General features: G+C 62.5%; 18 protein-coding genes and 1 pseudogene. 6 read left to right on the forward strand and 13 right to left on the reverse strand.

What is annotated here, in order from left to right; all coding sequences use genetic code 11:
- Nucleotides 1–13 precede the first annotated feature (13 nt).
- Complete coding sequence (locus H7847_RS27270) at nt 14–112, forward strand: transposase (protein WP_227271952.1); 99 nt, start codon at nt 14–16, stop codon at nt 110–112.
- Nucleotides 113–328: 216 nt separating this feature from the next.
- A complete protein-coding gene (locus H7847_RS23375) occupies nt 329–2125 on the forward strand; it encodes a rhamnan synthesis F family protein (protein WP_227271906.1) in 1797 nt (598 codons plus the stop codon).
- 15 nt (nt 2126–2140) lie between these two features.
- Here the strand turns inward: H7847_RS23375 and H7847_RS23380 are convergent, their stop codons facing one another.
- Nucleotides 2141–3076 (reverse strand): glycosyltransferase family 8 protein, encoded by a 936-nt coding sequence (locus H7847_RS23380; protein ID WP_227271907.1) that lies wholly within the window; start codon nt 3074–3076, stop codon nt 2141–2143.
- 277 nt (nt 3077–3353) lie between these two features.
- Here H7847_RS23380 and H7847_RS27275 point away from each other — a divergent pair.
- Nucleotides 3354–3479 (forward strand): annotated as a pseudogene (locus H7847_RS27275) (transposase); the annotation flags it as partial.
- Between the two features lie 32 nt (nt 3480–3511).
- On the opposite strand, the gene H7847_RS23385 reads toward H7847_RS27275, so the two are convergent.
- Nucleotides 3512–4231, reverse strand: a complete 720-nt coding sequence (locus H7847_RS23385) for a helix-turn-helix transcriptional regulator (RefSeq protein WP_227271908.1) — start codon at nt 4229–4231, stop codon at nt 3512–3514.
- Between the two features lie 87 nt (nt 4232–4318).
- On the opposite strand from H7847_RS23385, the gene H7847_RS23390 reads away from it, so the two are divergent.
- The 3 genes from H7847_RS23390 to H7847_RS23400 all read left to right on the forward strand — a co-directional run bounded on the left by H7847_RS23390 (nt 4319) and on the right by H7847_RS23400 (nt 7665).
- Nucleotides 4319–4714 carry a RidA family protein gene (locus H7847_RS23390; RefSeq protein WP_227271909.1) on the forward strand — a complete coding sequence of 132 codons (396 nt, stop codon included), beginning with the start codon at nt 4319–4321 and terminating at the stop codon, nt 4712–4714.
- A 341-nt stretch (nt 4715–5055) separates the two neighbouring features.
- Nucleotides 5056–6777, forward strand: coding sequence for an AMP-binding protein (locus tag H7847_RS23395; protein WP_227271910.1), 1722 nt, complete (start codon nt 5056–5058; stop codon nt 6775–6777).
- A gap of 6 nt (nt 6778–6783) precedes the next feature.
- Nucleotides 6784–7665, forward strand: a complete 882-nt coding sequence (locus H7847_RS23400) for a bile acid:sodium symporter family protein (RefSeq protein ID WP_227271911.1) — start codon at nt 6784–6786, stop codon at nt 7663–7665.
- Nucleotides 7666–7763: 98 nt separating this feature from the next.
- Here the strand turns inward: H7847_RS23400 and H7847_RS23405 are convergent, their stop codons facing one another.
- Genes H7847_RS23405 through tssC form a run of 11 tightly spaced genes read right to left on the reverse strand, consistent with a single transcriptional unit; the run spans nt 7764 to nt 23396 of the window.
- On the reverse strand, nt 7764–8858 hold the full coding sequence (locus tag H7847_RS23405; RefSeq protein ID WP_227271912.1) for a polysaccharide biosynthesis/export family protein: 1095 nt from the start codon (nt 8856–8858) through the stop codon (nt 7764–7766).
- Nucleotides 8859–8905: 47 nt separating this feature from the next.
- Nucleotides 8906–10372 (reverse strand): type VI secretion system-associated protein TagF, encoded by a 1467-nt coding sequence (tagF, locus tag H7847_RS23410; protein ID WP_227271913.1) that lies wholly within the window; start codon nt 10370–10372, stop codon nt 8906–8908.
- An 11-nt stretch (nt 10373–10383) separates the two neighbouring features.
- The gene (gene tssM, locus H7847_RS23415) at nt 10384–13839 is read right to left on the reverse strand and encodes a type VI secretion system membrane subunit TssM (RefSeq protein ID WP_227271914.1); all 3456 of its coding nucleotides are present in this window, start codon (nt 13837–13839) and stop codon (nt 10384–10386) included.
- Nucleotides 13836–15314: a type IVB secretion system protein IcmH/DotU gene (icmH, locus tag H7847_RS23420; protein ID WP_227271915.1), complete on the reverse strand. Its 1479-nt coding sequence runs from the start codon at nt 15312–15314 to the stop codon at nt 13836–13838. The genes tssM and icmH overlap by 4 nt, the downstream gene beginning before the upstream one ends.
- Nucleotides 15311–16645, reverse strand: a complete 1335-nt coding sequence (gene tssK / locus H7847_RS23425; protein ID WP_227271916.1) for a type VI secretion system baseplate subunit TssK — start codon at nt 16643–16645, stop codon at nt 15311–15313. Before tssK ends, icmH begins: the two co-directional genes overlap by 4 nt.
- Nucleotides 16642–17892, reverse strand: a complete 1251-nt coding sequence (locus H7847_RS23430; protein ID WP_227271917.1) for a type VI secretion system-associated FHA domain protein — start codon at nt 17890–17892, stop codon at nt 16642–16644. The genes tssK and H7847_RS23430 overlap by 4 nt, the downstream gene beginning before the upstream one ends.
- Nucleotides 17882–18907, reverse strand: coding sequence for a type VI secretion system baseplate subunit TssG (tssG, locus tag H7847_RS23435; RefSeq protein WP_227271918.1), 1026 nt, complete (start codon nt 18905–18907; stop codon nt 17882–17884). The genes H7847_RS23430 and tssG overlap by 11 nt, the downstream gene beginning before the upstream one ends.
- The gene (gene tssF, locus H7847_RS23440; RefSeq protein WP_227271919.1) at nt 18904–20679 is read right to left on the reverse strand and encodes a type VI secretion system baseplate subunit TssF; all 1776 of its coding nucleotides are present in this window, start codon (nt 20677–20679) and stop codon (nt 18904–18906) included. The genes tssG and tssF overlap by 4 nt, the downstream gene beginning before the upstream one ends.
- Complete coding sequence (gene tssE, locus H7847_RS23445; RefSeq protein WP_227271920.1) at nt 20676–21185, reverse strand: type VI secretion system baseplate subunit TssE; 510 nt, start codon at nt 21183–21185, stop codon at nt 20676–20678. The genes tssF and tssE overlap by 4 nt, the downstream gene beginning before the upstream one ends.
- Nucleotides 21178–21981, reverse strand: coding sequence for a type VI secretion system accessory protein TagJ (locus H7847_RS23450; RefSeq protein ID WP_227271921.1), 804 nt, complete (start codon nt 21979–21981; stop codon nt 21178–21180). Before H7847_RS23450 ends, tssE begins: the two co-directional genes overlap by 8 nt.
- On the reverse strand, nt 21978–23396 hold the full coding sequence (gene tssC, locus H7847_RS23455; protein WP_227271922.1) for a type VI secretion system contractile sheath large subunit: 1419 nt from the start codon (nt 23394–23396) through the stop codon (nt 21978–21980). Before tssC ends, H7847_RS23450 begins: the two co-directional genes overlap by 4 nt.

Consider the following 23396-nt stretch of genomic DNA (forward strand, 5'->3'; position numbering starts at 1 on the left):
GGCACAGATCGTCATCAATACATGGCTCAGACAGTACAATCGTGTTCGACCACATCAGGCCCTAAACATGCGCCCGCCCATCCCAGAAACCCTGCGCAAAAGTGGCCCATAGAAATGGGGCTGGACAGTTCCCGTGGCGTGCCCACATAGCATCTACAACGAAGAAAGACCGCATGCGCCATCAGGAACAACCCATCGATCTCGCTGATGAATGGCTCAGACATACAACAAGCACCCTGAGCCAAACACCCCGAAAATCTCTAGCCGGGTGGTCCAAACAAGGGGAGCAGCTCAGTCGGACGGATCACTAACACCTCAGTGGCCTGGAATGGGTGCTGCCCAAACTCATGTACAGCGACATCGCAAATCCGCAATTGTAACTTGCCCGCACCGCATTTATGGAAATGCTATGATTGAAAAGGTGTTTCTCAAAGCCCGATGCCGCTATCTATTGCAATCCCGAACATCCGCCCCGCAAGTCATCAAGATACAGCATCCTTGTAAGACCACTGACCACATTCTGGTTCCGACAGACGCCTTCAGCCGGTTTTGCCTTGCGCCTATGGATCATCCGGTTGAGATAGACGCCAAAGGTTTTGATATCCGCCGCATGCCCCCTGATCTGCTGGGCAGGCATAGGGACGGCCGTATTCTGAAAAAGGCACGTTTCGCCGCCCCTTTGCATTATGGCGGGTGCCTCTACACATTTCAGCGCCCTCAAAAAGGCGCGCCCCGGAAAAGTCTTGCAGACAACCGCGGTATGGACCTGGGCAGCGAAAGCCTTCTGACGATGCTCTGCTCAGAGATGATCCATGAAGATGTACCCCCGTTGCCACACACGGATGCACCGGCGCCCAAAAACAGCTTGGAAATCGGTATTGTGTTGCACCTTCACTACCCTGAACTCTGGCCAGAGTTTGCAACCTTCCTACAACACGCCAAGCTCGATTTCCGCCTCATCGTCACGCTGACAAGGCAGGATGAAGCGCTCATCTCGCAGATAAAAGCCAGCTACCCTGACGCGCGGGTTCTGGTTGACGACAACATCGGTCGCGATATTCGTCCTTTTATCAAAGTGTTACAATCTGCACACCTGCAAGGCCTCGACGTCATTTGCAAAATTCACGCCAAACGTTCTGTTTTCAGCGGCGTGCCCGACGCACGCTTTGGCCACCTGTGGCGCAGACGGGCATTGCTTGATCTGCTGGGGTCTCCGCTGCACGTGCAAAAAACGCTGGACCGGTTCGAAACCTCTCCCGACTTAGGCATGCTCGGTCCTGCCACGCTCCGTCTCAAGAACGGCAGTGGCATCGACCCCGGACACGAAGACAGCCTGCCCACGCGCCGTTATCTATCCGGGCTGTGTGGATTTGATCCTTCGCATATCAAGGAAGACTATTTTGCGGGGACCATGTTTTGGGTGCGTACCGCAGCCTTGGCCGCGTTGCAGGACGTGACACTTCCGGACGATGCTTTCACGGAAGAACCCGAGCAAACTGGCGAGCGGTTCGAACATGCTGTAGAGCGGTTTTTTTCAGATTGCGTGCGCGCGCAAGGCTACAGATTGGGTGATATTGAACCACTGGTGCTGGCCAGACCAGACATTCCCATCCGATCTTCCACAGGCCGGCTGCTTGCCCCCCACGCTCTTCTTGAGGCCACCCGCGCGTGGTACCGGTCTCGCTGGCAGCAGCCTTTTGAGCAAGATCTGTCAAATCATCGCGTCGCCCTTGTGGCCGCCCATGACGTCGAAGCCGCGGGCCCGCAAATTGAGGATCTGCAGCGTCAGGGATGGCTGGTATGCCTATGTTTGCGCGTCACATCCAAAAGCCTAGATACGCATGTCGCGACGCCGGCAGATGCTGTTTTCCTGCGCGAGCACGGCGGACAGGAGATCGACATCTGGGCCGCAGCGCTACGCGCCGACCCGCCAATCTGGGACGCAAAGACACTCAGCCTCCGGAGCACAGGTAATCCTGCTTTCCTCACTTTTGACAGAGGCCCCGAAAGCATGAAGATCCGCTCTCAACTTGAAAATGCGCTGGTTTGGAACAAGCCCAGCGAAACGCTGTTCAGGTCTCGGGCCCTGCTTGCCAAATTTTCAATGCAGCCGACAGACGACTAGGCTCAGCATTGCACACTACGTTTTGGCACGCGCTGCCCGGCGCGATTTGCTGAAACGATCCCTGATGGCATTTTTAAACCGCCGACCAAGACCTTGCAGCGCGGTCTCGCGCCACGGTGTCTGGTTGCGGAAGTGCCAGTAGAGGTCCCGCCGCGGGTGGTTGCACTTGGCGCTCCAAGGTTTGCGCTTGTCCGTGAAATGCAGAATGCCGGGGGCGGCTACTGCCTGTTGTGCTTCCCCGTCGGTGTATCCGGGTTCAAAATCGTTTGGTGTGTAGAGCCGCGTATTGGCGTTCCAACGCAGATGCAGCCGGTGCGTTTGCCCTGCAAACATCAGATTGAGAATATCCTGATCCTGCAACTCCAACCTGTCGAGATGAATGGACACCACCTCGTCTACGCGACGGTCAAAATCATCAGGGTCAATCCCGTCAAGATCGAAAATCAAAATACCTGCATTGAAATAAAAGCTCTGCGTCGAAAGCCCGAGTCGCGCGCCTTGCGTTTTCCCCCCCTCATCCGCTGCCGCGGCAATGGGCAGACCATGCATGTCCAGATCATACAAAACCGCAAGGTCATCGGTGACAACCGTATCGCAATCCAGATAGATGACGCGCGGCGTTACGCCTTTGAGCGTTGAGGGGATGGCAAGCCGCAGATAGGTGGCGCGGGATACGTGTTCTCTATTGTCGGGCAGTGTTTCGAACGTCTCTGCCGCGATCTCATGCCAGCGTAGTTCGATGTCGGGCACGGTCTTTTGCAACATGGACCGATCCGCTTCGCTGATGTCGCCTGTCTGAAGGATATGCGCCGTGATCCGCGTTGCTTTCGATGCTGCTTGCCGCGCGGACAGTAAGGTCACCGCGGCATGCGCAATAAAACCGCGATCAAAGGCCAGACAGAGATAGACCGGGTCCGCCGTCGCTTGCCGTGAAGAAACAGGTTTTGTCATGTTGATCTCACCCCGCCGTTTTTCGTTCCATAGTCATCGCAGGCCCTGGCCGCAACTCACGCGGGCCACTGTCGCTGCTAAAAAGGGGGCTGTTGCATGAACGCTCCCGAGCATAACTCGGGGCACGGCAGGTGACTCTATTCCGAGACACCAACAGCTCAAGCGGCGTCGCCCTGCCGTCGTTATCATCTTATGTGCCGGTCGGGTTGACCTTCGGCCCTGAAGGGTCCTGAATTGAGGTCAATCTGTTTTCCAAACGAGGAGACAGACTAAATAGAGAAGCTGTTTCAGTGAAGAACAGATCATTGGCATTCTGAAGGAGCACCAGGCCGGGCCAATCGCACAGGAGTTTTGTCGCAAATATGGGTTTAGCGATGCAACCTGCCGCCGGATCTGGTGGAGGCTGCGGTAGGAATGAATGTTGGCTTGCCGCACTCAGCGGGGAAGATCGTTAAACGGGCAGACATCCTCTTCGAATGGCACATGTCTTCGCCGGAACGGCGCGCCAGTGATACATTCTGGTTTGCTGATCCGGTCCATCCGGAAATGCCGAAAATCATCACGGCCAGGATCCCATGCCATCAGATACCACAGTGGTTGCAGGATGAGCATCGCTTGTGGTTCCACCATGCGGCGTGTCTTGGCACCTTTTGCGTCGCAGTACTCAAACTGGAGGGGGAGCTGCTGAAGAAACGCCGTCTCGAACGCGGGGAGCAATGCAGGATCAATCGGCCTCATATCTGATATATCCTGCTTTGGTGACAGTCGACCAATATGCAGACAGTCAAGAAAGCGGCGCAGATCGCGCACTTTGTCTGATGGCAGGGACTTTTCGATCTTGGCAAGACCGGCATCTGCAAGGTTCGAAAATGGCAAGCTTTGCCCCGCGCGCATCACTGCGACACTGATCAGAAGGGCAAAGACCTCAGCCACTGACAAACGTGCGGTTGTCTGAACCGATTGCGGATCAAGCTGCACCCCGCCTCCACGCCCACTTTCGGAGTGGATGACGAAACCTTCGTCGCGCAACGCGCAGATATCGCGCAGAACCGTTCTTCGTGACGCCCCGACTTCGCAGGCCAGATCATCAATCGTCGAGGTCCCTTTGCGGCGCAGGGTGCGCACGATGGTGTCATGCCGAAGGCGAATATCCATTTTTCCACTATAGCACTTTTGGTGACAAGATTTGGCACCATTTAAACCTAGTCAGCTTGCATAGATGTCAACAAGGAGAACTTGACGATGCAACGCACCCCCGTGAACCCTTGGGATTGGTCCTTGAAACTCGGCTACAATCAGGCCGAAATAATCGATGGTCCTTCGCGCCAGTTGATCTGTGCTGGCCAAACCGCCGTCGACGGCGAAGGCAATCCGCAACATCCCGGCGACATGCGCGGCCAGATCGCCCTGGCTTTGGACAATCTGGAGGTAGTCCTGGCGAGCGCGGATATGGGTTTGAGTAACATTATCCGGCTCGGTGTCTTTGCAACCGACGTAGATGAAGCGCTGAAAAACCTCGACCTGCTTGGTATGCGCTTTGGGCCGGTCCAATGCGCCCCGCCGATGACATTGCTTGGCGTAACCCGATTGGCAATCCCGGGCTTGCTGTTCGAAATCGAAGCCACTGCCGCGGCATAGCGAGACGCGCCAGATTTGAGCCGCCATTGGTCCAGAATTGCGTGACGTTTTTGGCCAAGATTACCTGACAGGCCCGATGGGCTGGTTTTCTGAAACCAGCCCATCGGTTCAAAGGCGCATGACTTTCGACACCGCCGGCCAAGACCGAAAGCGCGTCGGGCCCCCTGGGGCTGGCAGACGCCATGGACCCGCGCTTCGCAGGGTGCGCCGAGGGTCCGGGGTTGCGCGTGGACCTGTCGCGCGGTCATCAAGGCGATATTTTTCAACGCGCCCCACCGTCACATTCGACAACTCCCTGCATTCCGGGTACGGCTTTCAAAGAGGAAGAGGGGAGAGACCGAATGACTGCTGACAAGCGGCCATGGAAGGCGTTTTACGGCACCGACGTCCGGCCGGAGCTGGGCGCGGCGCCCTATCGCACGATTGGTGATCTGATCCGGTCGGTTGCCGAGACATATGGCGACGCCCCGGCCTTTACGGCCTGCATGCCCAACGGAATGAACGGCACGCTCAGCTTTGAACAGGTCGACCAGATGTCGGACGCCTTTGCAGTCTATCTGCGCGAGGTGGCAGGCCTTGCGCGGGGCGACCGGGTGGCGCTTCAGATGCCCAATTGCCTGAGCTTTCCGGTCGCGGCCTTTGGCATCCTCAAGGCGGGCTGCGTGCTGGTCAACGTCAACCCGCTCTATACCGCGGAGGAGATGTCAAAGCAGTTCATCGATGCCGAACCGCATGCGCTGGTCATCATCGATATGTTTGCCGATAAAATCCCCCAGGCCACGCGCGGGCATCCCATTCCCAACATCATCGTTACCCGCGTGGCGGAATTTTTACCTGCCATGCCGCGCAGCATCATTGGCTTGGTGCAAAAGCACTGGGACAAATCCGTCAAACCGATTGAGCTGGCCCATATCCGGCTGCCCGAGGCACTGGCCGCCGGCAAGGCGCATATGCAGGCCGAAAAGATCGAAGTGGACGCCTACCGCCAGTCCGTGCAGCCCGATGATGTGGCCTGCCTGCAGTACACCGGCGGCACGACTGGCGTCGCCAAAGGCGCGATGCTGACCCATGCCAATCTGATCCGGAACATGGAACAGACGATGGAGCTGATCTCGGGCGTGAAAAAGGGTGAGGAGGTCGCTCTGACGGCCTTGCCGATGTACCATGTCTTTGCCTTTACGGTGAACCTGCTGGGCTTTTACTGGCTCGGGTCACGCAACATCCTGATCCCCAACCCGCGCCCGCTGACAAACCTCAAACGCGCCTTCGAGAACTACAAGATCACCTGGATGAGCGGTGTGAACACGCTTTTCAACGGGCTGATGAACGAAGTCTGGTTTACCGACAGCCCGCCCAAACACCTCAAATTCGCCTCGGCGGGCGGCATGGCCCTGCAAGCCTCCGTGGCTGAGAAATGGCGCAAGATCACCGGCAAACCGGTGCTGCAAGGCTATGGGCTGACCGAGACCTCGCCGGTGCTGACCTTTGAACCCTTGGGCAAAGAGCGGGCGGGGACCATCGGTGTGCCGGTGCCCTCGACGCTTGTGGCCTGCCTCGATGAAGCAGGCAAGCCGGTGCCGGTCGGCCAATCGGGCGAGATCGCGGCCAAAGGCCCGCAGGTCATGGCCGGTTATTGGAACAAACCCATGGAAACCGCTGCCGTCATGAAAGACGGCTGGTTTCTGACCGGCGACATCGGTGTGATGGATGCGGATGGGTATTTCACCATCGTGGACCGCAAGAAGGACATGGTGGTCGTGTCGGGTTTCAACGTCTACCCCAATGAGATCGAAGACTGCCTGATGACCCATCCCGGCATTCTGGAGGCCGCCGTGATCGGTGTACCCGATGACGCCACCGGTGAGGCGGTCAAGGCGTTCATCGTTGCACGCGATACCAGCCTGACGGAGGCCGACATCCGCAGTCACTGCAAGGCGCATCTGACCGCTTATAAGATCCCCAAGCGGGTAGCGTTCCGGGATAGTCTGCCGAAATCCAACGTCGGCAAAATCCTCAGAAAAGACCTGCGCGCTGAAGAGCTGGCGCAGCACGCAGCGGAGTAACGCGTCATGATTGGAGCATTCGAGCAGGCGATCCTCGCCCTGATGATCTTTGCAATTATGCTGGGGATGGGTGCGTCGCTGACCCCGCGGGACTTCTATCTGGCGTTGCGGCGCCCCTACGGGTTGGCCATCGGCGTGGTGTCGCAATACGGGTTCATGCCCCTGATCGGGTTTCTGCTGGTCAGCCTGCTGACCGTGCCGGAGACCATCGCGGTCGGGATCCTCATCATGTCCTGCATGCCGGGGGGGACCACGTCGAATATCTTTACGTATTTCTCCAAAGGGAACCTCGCGCTGTCGGTGCTGATGACGGTCACCTCGACCGTGGCCGGTGTGGTGATGATCCCGATCGTGCTGGTGTTTTATGCCACCGCCCTTGATCTCGATATCCCGCGCGAGAACATCATCGCGACACTTGTACTGCTGCTGGTGCCTGTGGCCATTGGCATGGTCCTGCGCAAGATCAACGCCAATGTTGGGGCTGTGACTGAATTCTTTGGCTCTGCGCTGGCGCTGTTCTTTATCGCCTTTCTGGTCGTCAGCTGGATTCCGCGCAACTGGAAGTTCCTGCTGGAGACGACCTCGGCCACCTATATCGCTTCGATTGGGCTGGGGGTCTTCGGAATCACCATCGGCTATTTTTTCGCCCGTGCCTTACGTCTACACCCGCGCAACGCCCGCACCGTTGCGCTGGAGACCGGTATCCAGAACGGGCCGCTTGCTGTTGCGATCATCGTCTTTACCTTTGCAGGCACGGAGGCGCAGGCGGTGATGGCCGTGCCGGTGCTCTATTCTCTGTTCATCATCATTATCGCGACCCTGGTGACCTTCATCTTCCGCCGCGCAAATACGGCGGCAGAGCAGAAATTACCCGACAGCCTGCTCTAGAAGGCCTCATGGACCACGCTTGAAGGTGGCCGATCAAAATCACAGGCGCGCAACAGCCCTTTGGAGCGACAGTCAGCCGGCGCGCCCGAAAAGGGATGCTAGAGGCTGGGGGCCGCGGGCACTTCCGGCGGTGTGTTGAACACCTGGAAGTACTTGGAAAACTCTGCCAGAGCCGAGTTACCCACATAAAGCACATCCCCGTCCCGCAGGAAGAACTGTTGCGCAGTCAGCCGTTCGAGCGGATTGTCGAACTCTGCCTGAAAGATCACATCGCCATAGACATCCCGCACATTTCCCCCGATTTCCCGATAGCGGAAGAATTCACCCGGGGGCTGCCGACGAAAGACAAACACCGCACCGGGATTGGCGCGGGCACTTTGCAGACCGCCCGCCTTGGCAACAGCCTGCGCCATCGAGAGCTCGCCTTCGACGAAATCAAACTCCCCTGTCGAATTCAGCGCACCATCGGCGATGAATTTCGCGCCACCCTCGCCAACAATGACGGTGTCACCGGGTTGCAGAGGGATGTTCTGGTCAGGGTCGGACAGTAGTGTGGCATAGGTCTGTCGCCCCGACATGGTGCCACGTGTAACGGTGATGATCGTGCTTTCTGGGTCGGTTTGGGTGCCACCGGCGACGGCCACGGCATCCAGCACCCGCTCACCGCGTGCGGAAAGCGGAAAAAGCCCGCCCTGGGGGACATCCCCCTGCACGGTGAAAGAACTGTTGGGGCTGACCTGAATATTGACGGTTGCCTGCGGTTCAATCGCGGTTTCCCGCAGCCGTTCGGTGATCGTATTTTGAGCGGCAGCAATGGTGTTGCCCGCAACGCGGATATTGCCCACAAAGGGGATCGCGACGGTGCCTGCAGGGGACACCATGAATTCTCCCAGCTCCAGAGAAGCGGAGTTGATAACGGAGAACACCCCGTCATCGCCGGTTTCAAACACCCGCACCGCGATTACGTCGCCCGGCTGGATCGATCCGGGCGTAAAGGCGCGGGAGGTAAAACCGACGTATCCCTCAGGCGGCGTGGGCGTGCCAAGTGCCGCGATAACATCGGGGGCCAGCTCCAGGATCGGGACGTCGGCGGCACGGGCGTCGCGGCGTACTTCGCGGGGTGTGGGGCCATCGGACTGGACACAGGCGGCAAGGGTTATCACCAAGCACAACATCAACGCTTTGCGGAACATTTTTATCGGCCTTTTTGGCTATGATTATCGGGTATTACTGCTCTTTATTATCGCGTTTGAGCAAAAACGCTCAGAGCTGATGCGTCAAGGGTTGAACCCGCAATAAGTGCGTTCTGCGTCAGATGGGTCACAGCCTGGTGCGGATCGGTGGCAGTGGAGAGGACTTCACCGATTTCCTGCGGTCCGGTTGCATCATAAAGGCCTGGTGACGCCAGTAAAAAGCGATCTCCCGCCCGGACCTGGCCGATGGCGGTATCCGGCGACAGGTTGGGGCCTGCCCCCAGCGCGCGGGTCACCACATTGCGCAGGCGGGAATCCAGATGCGGTCGGTTTAGCAGCACTAATTCGCCGTCCCGCAACAGGAAGGCACGCGCGATACCGGCCCAGAGGACGGCATGGCGTTGCGCCTGAATAAGCAGCGTGACCACAGAAGCCCCACAGGTCTGACCGCTGCTGGCGGCCCGGGCGGTCAGGGTGGCATTGGCGCGACCCAGCTTGCCCTTTGCCTCGGCGATCAGATCATTCATGGCGAAAGGATGAGAGATGTCCTTGAGCAGGGGGGCGACGCTACCGATGGCGGCCGGCAGGCTGGGGTCCTGACCCAGACCCGAAATCAGCGTGAACGCCTGCCCGTCGGCTGAAGTCACGGCCACATCCGTATTGCTCGCGGACCTCTGGCCCTTGAGGCTGGCAGAGGCGGAGGTCAGCGTCAGCAGCGGCGCATGCGCGACAGGGCGCGGCATATCGGGTTGTGGATCGGGGCGTAACTCCAGCGCGGCCGGGACGGGCGGCAGCTCCTCCATCGGTGCGGTCGCCGGTCCATTCGCCTGCAGGGGCTGCGGCGTGGCTTGCGGCGGTGGCTCAGGGAGGCTCTCGTCGGGCGGAGATGCGGCAGCTGACGCCATGAAGACATCGGCAAAGGACTCCGGTGGGGGCAGACCGTCAAGCCAGTGGGGATCGTTTCCGGGGGTCCACCAGACAGTGGTTTCGCGCAAAGCGTCGGCAGCTTTGCGCTGCACTGCTGCAATCCGATCCGCATCCGGCAAGGGCAAGGCATCTATGGCCTGGTTGAACTGGCCAAGCGACAGGCTGGAATCGAGGATCGACAGGGCTGTGGCCTCGGCCCTGGGATAAAAACCACCCCCGTCCACGGCGTGTAGCGCCTGCATCATTGGCAGCGGGAAGGCGGCGGCAATGACCAAGGGAAAGTAGCGCCCCACGCGGTCCACGCTGGGCATCATCACGCCCAGCACACTCACGGGCCCGAAAGTGCCGGGCGGCGCGGCAAAATGCCAGACGGGCGTGACCAGAAACGCATCCAGCCACCCCCGACCCAGCTGGGCCTGGCTTGCCCGCATCGCGGCCCGCAGCCAGGTGTCCAGCGCATCCTCTACGGGACGGGGCAGGCCATGGCCGACAAAATCGCCGTGCACAGGCACCTTGCCGAAATACCCCGTGTGGATCTGCGTACCGGCAGAGGTGGGATGTGCGCCGCTATGTCCCATCGTACCCATGTCCTGCCCCCTCAAAACCCGGGGGGGCAGCGGAAGGCTGCAAGCGCGGGCAGTCGGAAGGGGTTCAACACCGACCCGGAGGTTACCCTGAGATCCACGGTGCGGGCATCCACGGTAAAGGTCACGTCGAACTGGTTGTCCGCCACAGGACGCGGATTGCCCTGGTCAAAGAGGCGAAACGGTGCCCAGGGGCCGGAGGTGACCAGCGCGGTACGTCGGTCTTGCGGCAGCAACAGAATACGCGCCTGGGCGGACCCTTCGTTGGGCCAGGCCAGTATCTTGTTATCTGACAGATCGCGGCGATGGGTAGTGCGCATATCACCCATGTCGATCACCACCACATTGGCCCCGTCCCCCAGCGACAAAAGGTCAATGTCCAGCTCAATGCGGGGTGATGTGGCGCCGTTGGGAAAGAACGCGCGCTGGATTTGATCGGCGCGCTGAAACTGCCGCAGCGCGCTGCCATCCGCATCGTCGAGACCGAGCCCGCCGCGCCAGGTCCAGACATCGCGGGAGGTGTCCACGAACCCCGCAAGATGGTTATCAAAGAACCCGTCAAAGAGGCCACCCGGCCCGAAGACGCGGGTGAAATCTGTCAGGGTCACATCAATGCTGGCGGCGCGCGAAAAGGGGTAACGGTCCTCGACCGCGGCGCGGCATACCTCGACGCCTTGCGCCTTCCAGAGCGCATCTGCGCTGACCCGCGCCTGGCCCACGGCTGCATCCGACACCCGCGCCGCAAGGCTGACAACCCAGGTGTCCACGGGGCGCGACAGCTGTCGGCCTTCTGCCACCAGCGCCTGCGACGCATCGCTGAGGGCTGTTTCAGAAGCCAGCATCTGGGCGGCCACCGGGTCACGCGTATCAAGCCGGGTCAGCTCCTGGTAGACCTGATCGAGGATCGGGGTCAGGGAGGCGAGTGGCGCGTCTTCCTCGGCGTCGCCTTCTTGGGCCATGGCGCGGCGCAGAGGGCCAAAGGGATCCGGGGCCGTTTCCGGATCAAAGGACAGGGAGGCCCGCGGCAAATCGGCTGGAAGGCTGACCAGATCGGCGCTCTCCGCGATGGATTTGGCCAGACGCGACAAAGGTCGCGCCTGGGCATTGACCTGCGAGACAAGCTCGGCGGCCTCGGCGAGGCTGTTGACCTTGCGTATCGTGATGTTGCTTATCGATCCACGCCAGGCAGCTGCATAGTCAGCCCAGTAAAGCTCAATCGCCTGCGAAGCGATCTCGGAAGGGGTCGCGGTGATCCGGCCTCCGGGCCCTCGGACCCAGCCTTCCTGAGATGCCGTTTCCGCCATGGTCATGATCTGGGGCAGCACAACGGTGGTATAACCGGTGCGCGTCAGCAACCCGTCGACGGGGGCTGCATCGCTGTCGAAGATTGCGCGCGCTGCAGGGCCAATAGCGGCTTGCACCGACCAGTCCGGCAGGGCGCGTGCAACCTCGCGAGCGGCCATCAGATCCAGTACCCGGCGCGCCGGGCTAAGCGTTTCGACCCGGGCGCGGGTCTGCGCCACGAGGGTTTCGTCAATCTGCAACACGGGCAGCGTGCCCCGGTCCAGCATGGCCGCCAGATGGTTCGTGAGCGCTGCGCGTGTCGGCGCCCGGCCCGCACCGGGATAGAGGCCCTCAAAGATCACATCGGCGTGCGCCAGTAGGCCATCGGGGTCAATCGGGCCAAGCCCGGCCAGCGACAGGTAGTGTTTGAGGCTTTCGAACGCCTGTGCTTCCGCCAGGTCTTCCTGGCGCAATTGATTTTGCAGAGCGACCATGTAGCGGGGCAACAGGTAGGCCCCCAACGCATCGGCGTAGGCCTGCGCGTGTTCCTCGGCGATCCGGGACGAGCGGTCCATGCCAAAGCCTGCGCGGTGCAGCGGCAGCGTCGCATCTGCATCCTCGAAGGCGGCAGGGCTTCGGGCCAGGAGGTCAAGCGCAGGCAGCACGCGCAGGAAATCGGTATCCGCCACGTCGCGCACGGGAATATTCTGCGCAAGGGTCGCGTAATCGGTCAAGGTGCTGTCGACGGAAGCGAGCGCGTTTCGGTTAAAGCTGTAGCCAGAGCTCCAGGTACCAATCAGAAAGAGCGTCAGACCGGCGGCAAGGCCATATCCCAGCCCGGTGGCGATGCGCTGGCGGCGACCGACCTGGACATCCCGCGACACCAGAGCTGCCTCTTTCAGGATCACGTCCGAGAACAGACGGTCGACAAAGTAGCTGCGGTTCATGGCGCTTGCGGGGATCGGAATACCGCTGGCGCTGCTCGGAGGCCGCAGAGTTTCATCCTGCGTGGCAGAGGCGAAGTAGACCCCCCGGATCAGCGGTTCCGCCACCCGGTTGGAGCCCGAGGCCAGTTCTTCGACGACCTCCCGCAGGGCGTCATGCAAGGCGGAGACCTGTGCGGGAAAACGGAAGATACGCCCGCGTTGGTCGATGTCGGTTTCCTGTTGCAGGCGTTCCACGAGCATGGCGTTGAGACGCGCCAGCAGGGCCTGGAACTCGCGCGAGAAGATGCCCGGCAGCGCGCCAGCGGTCTGTGCTTCCTCCAGCGGGAAGGTGATGCCCCAGACCTGCCCGCGCGCCTGCGCGCCGAGGCTGTCGAAGAACCGGGGGAACCCTGTCAGCTTGTCGGCCTTGGTCAGGACCAGATAGACGGGAACGCGGGCGCCGAGGCTGTCTTCGATCTCGGACAGGCGCTGACGGATGGCCCGCACCTCGCGCAGGCGGTCTTCGGGCGTCTGGGTCAGGATGTCGGTCAGCGAGAGCGTCAGGATCACGCCATTGATGGGCTGTTGCCGGCGGCTGCGGCGGAGCATCTTGAGAAACCCCAGGAACCCTTTGGCATCACGCTGCTGACCGGTGTCCTGCGTCGTGTAGCGGCCTGCGGTGTCGATCAGGATGGCCCGGTCAGTGAACCACCAGTTGCAATTGCGGGTCCCCCCGACGCCCTGCACAGGTTCGGCATGCATGGCATCGCCCAGAGGGAACTTCAGGCCCGAGTTGGTCAACAGCGTCGTTTTGCCAGCCCCCGGCGCCCCCATCATCAGGTACCAGGGAAATTCATAGGCGTAGCCAAAACGCCTGCGGGTGATCCGTCGCATGGTTTTCAGCGCATCTTTGAGACGGCTGCGCAGCTCGGTAATCTCGGCCTGGGTTTCGGCGGCCGCACGATCTTCGGCCGTGGTCTCCGTCACCGCATCGTCAAGCGCGCGCGCCGCGCGCCGGTTTCGGATCCAGGAAATTGCTGTCCACAGCAGATAGACGGTTATCACAAGCGCGATGACAATCAGGCGTGCACCCACACCCGCCAGCGGGGCGTAGCTGCCCAGGGACAGGCGGGGACCAAAGATCCAGATCACACCACAGATGGCGCAGATCCAGATGATGGCGATAAAGCGGCTTCCTGCGATGCCGGAGTAAGCTTGGACGGTGGAGCGGAACGATGTCCACATGCTCAGCGGGTTCATGGGGTGGCCTCCGTCTCGTTCGGGCCTTGGGTCAGCGCGCCTTGCGACAGCAGGCCGGGCGGAATGACATCGCCGGCCTCGCGCACCAGGATTTCGGTTCGGCGATTCGCTTCGCGGCCTTCGGGCGTGGTATTGGGCGCGATTGGGCGGGTGTCCGCAAGGCCGCGAATTTCTGCGCGGTCTGGAGTGATATAGCCCAGAAAGATATCCCGAACCGCGGCAGCGCGGGCTGTCGACAGGAATTCATTATTTGGATAGGGCGCTGAAATAATAGGGAGATTATCCGTATGGCCCAGGATCAAAACATCAAAGTCCTCAGCCACCAGCGCCTGACCGATACGGTCAAAAATCGGCACAAAATCAGCGTTGATCTCAGAGGTGCCCATTGCAAAGGCCCCGGCGTTGTTCACCCGCACCAGCACCGCATCCCCCTCCCGGAAGAGGCGCACCAATCCCTCGTCTACCTCGGGCTGCAGGAAGGCGATAAAGGTCTCAATCGCAGGGGTGCTGGGAGGTTCGGGGGCGGGCGGATCAGGTTCCACCAATACGGGTTCCGGCTCCGGTTCCGGCAAGGGTGTCGGGGGCGGCGGCGGGTCCGGCAGCGCCAGCGATGGCACCTCTCCAGGCGGCAGCGCGGCCAGCCGTTCCAGCGTCGCCTCGGCGCTGCGGTTCAACAACAGGCTGAGTGTCACAAAGAGCGCCAGCAGCACCAATACCGTCACGCCGGTGACCAGCCAGAACAGCATGCCGCGCCGGGTCTGCGTATGTTCGGCATCCTCACCCTGCCACTGTGGCGACAGATCGCGCTCGACAATATCGAATTCCGTGCGCAACACCCGAAAGAGATTCTCGCGCACTTGTGCCAGTTCGGTCGCCCCTCTGGGACTGACCCGTGCGCGCCCCTCAAATCCCAGCGAGAGGCACAGATAGATCAGCAGCAGAACATCGCGGTTGGCCCGCGGGGTTTTCTGGAAATGTCCCAAGAGGTCATAGACCCGCTCGCCGCCCTGCACATCGTGGTGAAAGGTCGACACAAGGCCATCCACCGCCCATTCCGCCCCCCAGTCGGTGTTGCGGATCACGTCATCCAAGGTGCCGCAGACCACATAATGCGCGGCGCGGGCCTGTTCGGGCAGAATGCCAGCGGTGGCCAGATCGGAGTTGTAGCGGCGCGCGGCTTCGGTCAGCTCGCGGCGCAGCGCGCCCACCTGGTCGGTATAATCATTCTGGCGCAGCGCATGGGCAAGATTCAACAGAGGTGCGGCCCGTGCCACCATCATCGGCAAGTCACCGGATTCAAACCGGAAACCCGCAAGGATATCCGCCACCGACAGCGATGGCAGCGGGCGCGGAGGATCGGTGGTCGCAACCGGCGCGGGGGGAACGTCCGGCTTCCGCCCCCCCGGTGTGGGCAGCACGATGCGCGGCAGGTCGTCCTCGTCATCGCGCGTGGGGCCGGCACCGCTACGGGTCATGCGCGCACACCCCACAACTCCATTTCAATCCCTGGAAACTCCGACGCCAGGTGGATCGCAACCGCCCCGCTGTCGGAGGTGGCGCGCCACAGATCATTCTGTGTATCCAGTTCGAAATACACCGTTGAGGCGCGGTAGGGCAGCTGCCGGGGCGCGACTGGCAGCGGGCGCACGGGTACCCCCGGCAGCGCCACATTCACCAGTTCGGAGATACGATCCACCGGTCCGACCTTGATCTGGTTCGGCAACGCACGCCGCAGTTGTTCCTGCGGAATATCTGCCCGGGCAGCCAGCACCATGCCCGCCTCCTGACGCAGGGCAGCATCGGCGATCATGCCAACCCGGACACCGTGGCGGCGTTCCTCCAGCGGGATCGGCGTGGCGGACTGGTCCAGCACCGCCGACAGGGAGCGCCGCAGCTCTTCCATGACGGGGGCAAAGGTCGCCTCCGGCGTCATGTGCACATAAGGTGCCAGATCGGGCGCCAGATTGTCCTCTGCGGTAAAGGTCGCCAGCTCCCCGGCGAGTTCGGCCAACATGCGGTAGACGGTTTCGGGGTGCAGCTGTGCTGCCTGCGCCTCCATGTGAGCGATCTGGGGTGTCGCACGGTTGAGCGCCTGCAGCATCATGTAGTCGCCAAATTCCGCACCCCCGCGAATGGACGGATCCCCCATGCGTCTGGCAATGGCGACGGAGCGGTGTTTCAAAAGGCCCAGCAGCTCTGTCAGGTAGGCGCGCAAGCGCGGGGCCGCACCAAAGGTCAGGACAGGCGGCACCATGTCGTCCTGAAGGATGACCGACAGATCGGCACGGGTTTCGGCCACACGCGCAATCGGCAGGCATTCAAACCCCTCGCGTTCATGCGTGTCGGTCTTCAGGCTCAAGGCCAGACGCCCCACGGTGATTGGCGCGGTGAAATCGGTGTCCGAGTTGCCGTCGGCAGCCTCATAATCCGTGCGCATGTGCCGTGCGGCCATGGGGCCGCCGGGGGGGCCGTATTCCGGCTGCCCGGCCTGTTGCATGGGGACGGCGAGGTAGACCGTGGTCGCCCCGGATCCTTCGGCAAGTTGGACCGGCGCGGGCAGATCGGCCTGATCCGGGGCGGCAAAAGGGGTGCCATCGGGCATGATGCCCGCCACCGCGGTCAGCGCCACGCGGCCAACACCCAAGGCCGCCCGGTCCAGCGATATCTGCGTCAGGCCCCAAGGGTAAGGCACCAGCGGATCGGTGCGGTCCCGGATCAGGCGCTCCGCCCAGCGATCCGCCTGCTGAAAGTGCTGGGGGCGAAGGAACATTCCTTCGGTCCAGGCGACGCGGTTATCGGTTTTCACCTTGGAAGCTCCTCTTTAACGTTAACGATGGGGGCGGGATCGCCGGCATCAGGCGCGGACGGCATCGCCTGTCGGATCGCCTGGGCCAGCGCGCGCTCCGACAGGGGAGTTGTGGCATAGCGGCTGCGGTAGGCGGCCCAGGCGGCCCCGGATTTGTTCAGGCGGGCGCCGACACCGCCTGCGACAGCAGTGGCCGCCTCGATCAGGTCTGGGTCAAGCGTGTCGCGGGCGGTCTTTGCAAACGCCTGTGTCCCGGACCAGAGCGCCTGTGTGCCCGCCTCAAGATCCGCGAGCCGGCTTTGCAGCGATTGCAGTGCAAGCTCAGGCGATCTGGACACGCTCAGCAGCGTCGCATCGGCCTGCCGTGCGGCGGCGTTGGGCAGAGGACGGGCAAGGTCAAGCTCCGCCTCGATCTGCGCCTGCGCCCCTTCCAGCCGGGCCACCGCATCCAACAGGCTGCGCAACATCCGGCCAAAGGCCTCCATCTGTGCAGGCACTGATCCTTGCAATTCTTCCGGCAGCAATCGCGCCCCTTTCAGGAAAGCATCCAGCGCTGGCGCCGGTTGCGCTGGCTCCGGGGTGTCGGTAGAGGACACCGCGCGGCCAATGCGCAGCGTGGCTTCGGCCAGGGGTGACTGTGCCATCCGGTTTGACCCCTCAGACGGTGCCGCATTCAGGTCCCAGTCAGGGGGCAAAAAAGTGCTGGACTGGGTGGCCAAGGGGCCGAGCGGATCGTCTGCGGTCTCTGGCTTTCCGGTTTTTTCGTAGCTGCCGAGGCTCTCCCATTCAGGGCGCTCGGCAGGGGAGGTGGTGAGCAGGCTGATCCAGTCTTCGCTCTGTGCTGCGGGGTTTTGCTGAGGGGCTGCGTGGGCCGCTTGCGCGGCATTCGACAGGATCGAAGAGATCGTCGGCTGCAGAGCGGTGGTGTCATTAACCAGTGTTTCCGCCACACCGCTCACCGCGCGCAACTGATGGCCCGCCACGGTCAGCACCGAGCCCGGCACCAGGGCGCGCGGCGTATCGGTTGTAAGCGCACGCTGGTCAAGATAAGCAGTGCCGTCTTGCAAAACGACCGTCAGCCCGTCCTGGGCCGGTGCGATGCGAACGGCCCCCGGCGCATCCTGCGTCAGTGGCAAGAGCCATGTCGCCCCTGCAGATGTGCCAATGATGAAAGCGGTCTGGGTTCCGCCTACCAGGCGCATCTCGCCTGCCGCAGGGCCGGTCATGAGCTCGATCTTAAGCTGCATGGGTCACCTCCTGCGCGATGGGGGGCGGGTTGGCGGCCAGCGCCCCGTCGATGACAACCTCGTCGCTGTCCTGGGCCGGTTCCGCCGTCAGCGCCCAGCAGTTCCAGCCCAGTTGAGCAACACTTCCAAGCTGGGTTTCGCGGACATCCCGGCGATCCAGCACGATCTGAATATCAAACTCCAGCACTGGCCCAAGATAGAGCTGTGTCAGTTGCGCCAGCGCTGTCAGCCGGGGCTGTCCCAAAGCGAGCGAGAGAAAATCCGCGTACCGGACCGGGCCCACGACAAGGCGCACCTGCCCGGTGCGGTTGGGCACATAGGCCCCCGCGACTGTGTTCTGGCCCAGATGGCCCAGACCATTGAGGCTGGTCTGATCCTCAAACGGCATCGGACGCCAGCGCCGGTGAAACTGTGCCACGCGCACGGGCAGGCCCAGTTCTGCCTCCGCCACGGCCTGCAGGCCCAGAGCAGAGCGGGTACGTTGCCCAAAAAGACCAGCATAACGCAGCGTTGCCTCCGGCCCCAGCGGCAGCCGCTCGGAGGTGGCAGAAGTGCCGCCCCCGATCACTGCGCGCAGGGCGTTCAACATTCGGTTCTCGGTCGGCGGCACCCACTGCAGAAGGTCTGGCAAGTTGTATTTGCTGGAGGCGGCCGCAAACAGCAGGGTCAGCCGACCGGCAAACAGATCAAAAAAGGCCCCCAAACCGCCGGCACCGCGGCGCCGGTCTGTTGCCGCCAGCTCGGTGTAGGCCAGAGGAAGCGGCGAAAGCGGCCCTGTCATGCCGGATAGAGCCGTATGGACCGTCACGGCGTCCGCATCCGCCGCCACACGTACTATCGCAACGGGGGCCAATCGCGCATCCGTCACAGCCCGGATATCCAACGGCACGGCGCGCGCCTGCGCCTCCTGCGCGGCAAGACGCAGCGCCACAATCGGGTCAAACCGATCAGGAGCCTCCACCAAATCTTCGAAAAGGCCGGGCGCAGTCTGGTCCACGGGCTGCATCTTTGTCATATCAACGCCTCCTCGCCCGCGCGGGCCTCGAACCGGGCCAGCGTGTCGGTGCGGTTCTTCATCCGCAGCGTGAGGCGGGTGAAGGTGTTTATTGTCGTGTAACAGCCCAGAAACCGGTCGATGACAGCGCCAAAAAACACCGCCTGCGCGGCGCTGATACGGCTGTCATCGAAGGTCAGCAAGACATCCGTGCCCGTGACGGTCACACCGTCCACACGCCCAAGCCCGCTGTTCGTCTCAAGCACATCAATGGCATCGATCATCTGCGCCATCTCCGGCCCGTCGCCGGGATCATAGAGCCGCAGGATATCCCGCAAAGCGGGCGCACCCGCCGCATCCAGCGACAGATGGTTCAACGACAGATGCGAGATCAGCGACCACGCACGGTCCGCATCCGCTGCCGGGCCGCGATGGGTAGTCGGCGCGCGCAGACAGGCAATCCCCGCGACCGCATCCAGCGCGGAAACCAGGGAAAGCCGGGGTTGCCCCCCGCCAAAGGGAAGACGGCCTGCCAGGGTCCCATTGGTTGCCAACACCTCGACACTTGCCGTGCTGTCGCGCCGCACGGTGGCCCTGTTGCGGTGATCGACAAAGGCGATGGAAGTTGCGCCCGGCGCATGGCCCTCCGCTTCCGACGTCCGCTGGAGCTGCCAGAACACGCCATCGCTGCGGTGATCCGTCAGACGGTGGAAAAACGGTGGGCAGACCTCGTCAGTGCCATCGGCGTGGGTCAGTGTCACCCGGCGCACCGAATGCACCAACCGTGTCCGCGGTCGCCGCGCATCCGCCTGAAGCGGGTAGGCAGTGCGGGTCCCATCAAAGGGCACAGGTTCGGTGCGGGTCGGAAAAAGGTTGATGGCAGGCGTCGCGTGCAGGGTCAGTGCTTCGACCCCGATGCCGCGCAAGGTCTCATCCGCAGGGGCATCGAAATAGAGAAAGAGCTCCGCCGCGGGGCGCGTCGGAAGCGGCGGCAGCGCAAGATCAAAATACAGGAATTTTTCCGGCAGCACCGCAAACTCCGTCAGCATCCGGTAGCCGCGAAAAGTCCCCTTGGGATAGGGCAAAAGCGCAGTGTCAGGGTCGAATCCGATCGGCCACAGGGCGGTTGGGGCTATTTCCAACGGGTCCGGATCATCCGCGTGCTGCGCCAATGCGCTGCCCAGATGGTGCTGCAGCAACAGCCGCGCCAGGGCGGGGGCCTCCTGCCCCGGTCCGGAGAGGTAAAGGCGCAGGGTCTTGAGGTCGATATCCTGCAGGGACGCGCCGTTTGTCGTCCGCAGGCTGATCCGCAGGCAGGCGCGCGCCGCTTTGGGCCCGGGCGGCGCGTCAAAGGGGCGGGCCATCATGCGCAGACCCTCGATCCGCAGCGGCGCAAGCGGCACGTCCTGCGTCGTGGCAAACCGCACCCGGTCATTGTCGATTGTCTCGGAGGCGACCTCTGTTCCGCGTGGTACGGTGGTGGCCACATCGAGCCCGGCATCGGGGGTAAAGGCCAGCACGGTCATGGCGGGCGTCGGGGCCAGATAATGCGGATAGAGGGTCTCGAGCAGACTGTCCGTGAGTTCCGGCAGACTGTCGTCGAGTTTCTGCCGGACCCGTGCGGCGGTATAGGCAAAGCTCTGGATGAGCCGTTCCACATGCGGGTCATCCGCCGTGTCGGGGGCCAGCCGCAGCCGCCCGGCCAGTTTTGGATAGCTCGCGGCGAACCTCCCGGCCCGGCGACGCAGCGCGGTCAGTTCGGCATTGTAGAAATCATGAAACCGCCCGCTCATCCCGCGCCCCCTTTGCTGGTGGTGACGGCAAACCGGCCCGCAACCGGGTCCATCGCGGTCTCGAACACCATCGGCGGCAAGCCGGGCCGGGCGGTATAGCGGCCTGAAATACGCAGGCGCAGTGTACGGCGCGAGGGCACCGGGTCGCCGACGAGCGACACCTCGACACCCTCAAGACGCGGTTCGCAGCGGACGATGCGGGATCGCAGGCTCTCGGCAAAAGCAGCGCGCTGGCCGAGTGTGGTCAAGCTGGCGGAAAAGAAATCCTCAACCCCGTAGGTCAGCAGGCTGTCACTCAGCGCCTCATACGCCTTGGGCGGTGTCTGGGGCACACGGCGGGTGTTCAACAGCCACTCAAGATCGCGGCGCAGCGCCGCCCGAATACCGTCAAGCGTCTCGGCCTGGGTCACGGGGCGATCCTCCTGCCAATCGGGATCGGTATCGATCAGCCGGTCGATCAGCGACGGCCGCAGGCGGTCCGGTCGAGGGGCGCGGGCGTTATCCATGGCTCAGGGTCAGTGTTTCAATATCATGCAAGGCGATGACCTCTTCCCCCGCAAGAAAGGCACGCTGGCCATAGGCACGGGTCAGCCCGCCCGGCAGCGCGGCGAAATCCGTTGTGCGGGCAAGGGTCTCTTGCGCCGTGCGCGGGGCGTCGTATGTCGCGGGCAGGCGCAGATCGGCCGCGGAGCCATCGGTGAGTGTCACACGCGCCGGACGGGCGACGAGATCCAGCATCAGGATTAGCGGTGCGCAGGCGACTTCGACCACTTTGGTCAGATCAAGCCAGAGATAGTGCCCCCCTGGTGTCAACGCCTCCAGCGCATGGGGCAGGCGGTCGTCCAGATCGCGCAACCCGTCAAAAGATGCGCCGTTCAGGGTCCCTTTCACAGGGACCAATAGGGTATCGAGCGCCTCTGCTGCGGATCGGATCTCCGCCTCCTGGTCCCCGCCAAGAGCGATGTTCAACTGCAGTACTGCGCGGTCCGCCACAGTCGGACCCAACGGCATGTCGGGCACCGCGCCTGTGTCCCACCATTTCGCGCGGGCGTCCATGGCCCGCAGGTACTGCCGCAGCTGCGCCACCTCCACCGCCGCCTTGGGGGCCAGTTGCTGCGCCATCCGGGCGTGGGTCTCGGCCCGTTCAAGATCCCCGGTGATCGCCAGAAGGTGGGCCAGTACGACACGGGCCTCGGCCGATTTCGGATCGGCCTTTACCTCTGCGACAGCCCGCGTGCGCGCCGCGTCCAGACGGTCCTCGTTGATGAGATCGGCCAGGGGTTGGGTGTCAGTCACGCTCATGCATAGGTCCTCTTAGGGCCGGTCTGCCCGGTGGTTTCGGAAATCAGGTGAAAGCTGGTCGAGACATCATCGAGCTGGAAATGCGGCTGCAGCCGCACCGTGGCGGCATAAACACCCGGGCGCCCAGACACCGGCGAGACGCTGACCGATCCGTCGCGCAGCGGGTAGGCCGCCTTGAGATCCTGATCGGCGTCATCATTGCCCAGGCAATAGCCGCGCAGCCACTCCGACAGGTCATTTTCGATCGTCCTGGCATCGGCCACGGTCCCCACCGCATCGCGCATCATGACCTTGAGGTAGTGGGCAAACCGGGAGGCGCAGAGCACATATTGCAGCATCGCCCCGATCCGCGCATTTTCGTTGGCCACGGGGCTGTCATAGCTCTCGGGGCGATGCAGCGACGGGTTGGCAGTAAAGACAGCTTCGGGTTCCAGATAAAGAGCCGTCAGCGGCACAATCCCGCGGGCGATCAGCGCGTCCTCCTGCGCGGAGGTGAACCGGGTTTGCACAGGCGGCTGTGCCGACAGGCGATGGCGGTCTGTCCCGAAATCATAGGCGCCAAAGCCGGGCACGCGCCCGCCACCGCTCTCATCCTGGAACGCGCCGCGGATCGCGGCATACCATCCAGTGTCATGAAACGCTGCGATCACGGTTGAGGCAAAAGCAAAGGCACCCGATACGAAAAGCGGGCGGCTGGCGGCCTCATCAAAGGTAAAACCATCGGTGCGCGTGACCTCATACCGACGGTAGGCCCGGCGCAGCGCGACGCGCGGGGCGACCAGGCCGATAAAGCGTGTGTCATCCCTTTGCCGCAGGGCATCCCAGCGGATCGCATCCCCCTGCGACTGGCGACCCACCCGCGGCTCCGTAAGATCGGCATAGGGCGGGATATCGGCAAAATCATCGACTCCCAACAAATCCGGAGCCGCCCCGAGGATCACCGGGCAAAACGATGCTGCGGCCACCCCGGAAAGCCGCCCCAGACCCTCAACCTGATCGCCGCGCGTGCGGTCTGTCGCGGCACTCACCTCGTAATCCCCCACGATGAGACCGAAGGGCAAGCCGCCCGGCATGCCGAACTCACCGTCATAGATCAGCTGATAGATGTGGCTCTGATCGAAATCCACCGCGCGTTCCAGATCGCGCAGCAGCGCAGACCAGCTGACGTTGAGCACCCGGATCAACACCCGTTCTGGCCCGCTCTGGGCTTGATCCACAAGCCGGTCGAGCGCCCGCCACCGGGCTTCCATGGCGCGGAAATCCGGGTGGTGAAGGATCATATTGACCTGGCGGGTCAGGGCGGCGTCAAGGGCAACAATCAACCGATCAATCCGCGCAGCGAGGGCCCGATGTGCGGGGCCCTCGCCAAATTCGCGGTCAATCACCGCCCCGATATCGCGTACCGGGGCGGTCAT

The organism is Roseobacter weihaiensis, from assembly GCF_020622345.1.
In the GTDB taxonomy this organism is placed as follows: domain Bacteria; phylum Pseudomonadota; class Alphaproteobacteria; order Rhodobacterales; family Rhodobacteraceae; genus Roseobacter; species Roseobacter weihaiensis.